The 2,902-nt window shown below is 75.7% G+C and carries 3 protein-coding genes and 1 pseudogene; all 4 read left to right on the forward strand.

Features of this window, described 5'->3' with window-relative positions; all coding sequences use genetic code 11:
* Nucleotides 1-330 (forward strand): annotated as a pseudogene (locus ACIQOV_RS35535) (type III PLP-dependent enzyme); the annotation flags it as partial.
* A gap of 5 nt (nt 331-335) precedes the next feature.
* The gene (locus tag ACIQOV_RS35540; protein WP_401054954.1) at nt 336-623 is read left to right on the forward strand and encodes a phosphopantetheine-binding protein; all 288 of its coding nucleotides are present in this window, start codon (nt 336-338) and stop codon (nt 621-623) included.
* Between the two features lie 72 nt (nt 624-695).
* Nucleotides 696-884 (forward strand): hypothetical protein, encoded by a 189-nt coding sequence (locus ACIQOV_RS35545; protein ID WP_401054955.1) that lies wholly within the window; start codon nt 696-698, stop codon nt 882-884.
* Between the two features lie 146 nt (nt 885-1,030).
* On the forward strand, nt 1,031-2,902 hold a 1,872-nt coding region (locus tag ACIQOV_RS35550; RefSeq protein WP_401054956.1), incomplete at its 3' end, for an HAD-IIIC family phosphatase.

The raw sequence follows: 2,902 nt of genomic DNA on the forward strand, positions 1-2,902 counted from the left end.
CAGCCGACCGGGCCGGCCCGGACCCCGGCCGCCGGGGAGCCGGCCGAGCCGGTGACCCTGGCCGGTCCGCTCTGCACCCCGGCGGACATCCTGGCCCGGGCCGTGGAGCTGCCCGGGGTCCGTTCCGGCGACCTGCTCGCCGTCCCCAACGTGGGCGCGTACGGCCTCACCGCCAGCCTGCTCGGCTTCCTCGGCCACCGGGCCCCGGCCGAGGTGCTGGTCGACGGCGACCGCGTGGTCTCCGCGACCCGGCTGGCGCTGCAGCGCCGGGCCCTGGAGCCCGGCGACGGCGCCGCCCGCACCACCGACCCATCCACCGCACGGAGGTAGCACCCATGACCGACGAGACCCGCCAGGACCGGCCGTGGGACACGGCCTTCGAGGAACTGCTGCTCCAGACCCTGCCCCGGCTCGCCGCCCGCGGCCCGCTGACGGGTGACGCCAGCCTGCGCGCCGCGGGCCTGGACTCGCTCGCCATGGTCGAGCTCCTCGTCCAGGTGGAGCAGTTGTACGGGATCGGCATCCCCGACGGGGAGCTGGTGAGCGACACCTTCTCCACCCCGGACCGCCTGTGGAACGTCGTCTCCGCCCTGCGCGCGGGGCGGACGACCGACCCGGCCTGAGGCCCGACCCGTCCCCCGTCCCAGCAGCAGAGCGGGAGTTGCCATGCGTCACGTCCAGCCCCGGGGCATCCGGTGATCTCCGCGGCGATCATCGCCGTCGTGGTCCGCGCGGCCTTCTGGGTGCGTTCCCGCCTGCGCCGCCGCCGGGCCGCCGAGGAACCGGCCGTCGTGGAACAGGCCGCGGAACAGGCCGGGACGGCCGGGAACGCCCCCGGTCCCGGACAGGCGCCGGAGCGCGACGGAGCGCCGGCCGGCCGCTGAACACCACCGTCACCACCAGCTCCCGGGCCGGCGACACGACGTCGCGGGCCCGGGAGCGGCCGTTGCGCCCCGGCCTGCGCGCAAGGACGCCTTAAGAGGGTCCGCGCAGGCTCGGCGCGTCCATCAGAGGCAGCGAAGGAGAGACCGTGACCGCGGTTGTGAACACGGCCACCGGCGAGCGGACCGGCCCGCTGGACCGGCTGCGCGCCCTGCACGGCGAGGGGCGGCTGGCCGAGGAGTACCCGCAGGTGCCCGGCCTGCTGGCCGAACTGGCGGCGGGCGCGCCGGCCGGGACGTCCGGGCGGGACCTGGCCCGGGCCGGGCAGTTGCTGGCCCGGCTCGACCCGGCCGAGGTGCTGGCCCGCCACGAGGGGCTGGAGGCGGTCGGCGTGGCCGTCACCGGCCACTCCACGCTCGGCGCCCTCACCGCCCCGCTCACCGCCGAGCTCGCCCGCCACGGCTTCGTGGCGAAGGCGACGACCGCCGACTACGGCTCCTGGCTGCGGGACCTGCAGGACACCGGCAGCGAGCTGTACGCGGCGGGCGTGGACCTCGCCCTGTGCGTGCTGGACGCCCAGCTGGTGTTCGACGAACTGCCGCACCCCTGGCGGGCGGAGGACCTGGAGGACGCGGTCGCGGCCAAGCTGCGCCTGCTGACCGCGCTGGCCGCCCGCTACGTCGGGCACGGCACCGGCACCCTGGTGCTCAACACCGTGCCGCTGCTGCCCGTCCACACCCGTCAGCTGGTCGACGCGCGCTCCCGGGCGCGGATCGGCATCGCGTGGCGGGAGTTCAACGCGGGGCTGCTGCGCATCGCCCTGGACCACGAGCGGGTGCGCGTGGTCGACCTGGACCCGCTGGTCGCCGCGGGCGGGCCGGTGAACGAGCCCCGGCTGGCCGCCTACGCCAAGGCGCAGCTCGGCGAGGAGCTGCTCGCGGCGTACGCCCGCGAGGTCGGCCACCTGGTGCGCGGCCTGCGCGGCCGGGCCAGGAAGGTGCTGGTGGTCGACCTCGACAACACCCTGTGGGACGGCATCCTGGGCGACGACGGTCCGGAGGGCATCGCCGCGGCCACCACCTACCGGGGCGAGGCGTTCGGCCGCTTCCAGCAGGTGGTGGCCCAACTAGGCGCCCAGGGCGTCCTGTTGGCGGTGTCCAGCAAGAACGACCAGGAGGCGGTGCTCGGGGTGCTGCGCGACCACCCCGACATGGTGCTCCGGGAGGGCGACTTCGTCCGGGTGAACGCCAACTGGGAGCCCAAGGACGGCAATCTGCTGGACATCGCCCGCCGGCTCAACCTGGGCGTGGACAGCTTCGTCTTCGTCGACGACTCGCCGTTCGAGTGCGGGCTGGTCGCGAGCAGCCTGCCCCAGGTGGCCGTCGTCCGCCTGGACGAGGAGCCGGCCCTGCACGTGGAGCGGCTGCTCGCGGACGGCTGGTTCGACGTGGCCGCGCTCACCGCGGAGGACCGGGTCCGCGCGGACCAGTACCGCTCCGAGGCCGCCCGGCAGGACCTGCTGGACGGCGCCGGCTCGATGGAGGACTACCTGGCCCGGCTCGACGTGCGGGTCTCGCTCTCGCCGGTGCGGGAGCACGAGGTGGCCAGGGCCTCCCAGATCACCCTGCGCACCAACCAGTTCAACCTCACCACCGAGCGGCTCCAGGCGGCCGACGTCCGGGCCCGGATGGACGCGGACGGGCACCTGGTGCTCGCGGTCCGCGCCACCGACCGGTTCGGCGACAACGGGCTGGTGGGCCTGGTCCTGGTGCGCACGGCCCAGGACGGCTGGCACATCGACAACGCCCTGCTGAGCTGCCGGGTCTTCGCCCGGGGCATCGAACAGGCCGCGCTGGCCGCCGTGCTGGAGCGCGCCCGGCGGGCCGGGGCGCCGGCCGTGCACGCCCGCTTCCGGCCCACCGCCAAGAACGGCAAGGTGCGCGGGCTCTACCCGTCGCTGGGTTTCGTGCCCACCGGCGAGGACGCGGCCGGGGAGGTGTCCTTCCGGCACGACCTGGGG

The organism is Kitasatospora sp. NPDC091257 (genome assembly GCF_044757675.1).
Classification (GTDB): Bacteria; Actinomycetota; Actinomycetes; order Streptomycetales; family Streptomycetaceae; genus Kitasatospora; species Kitasatospora lactacystinica.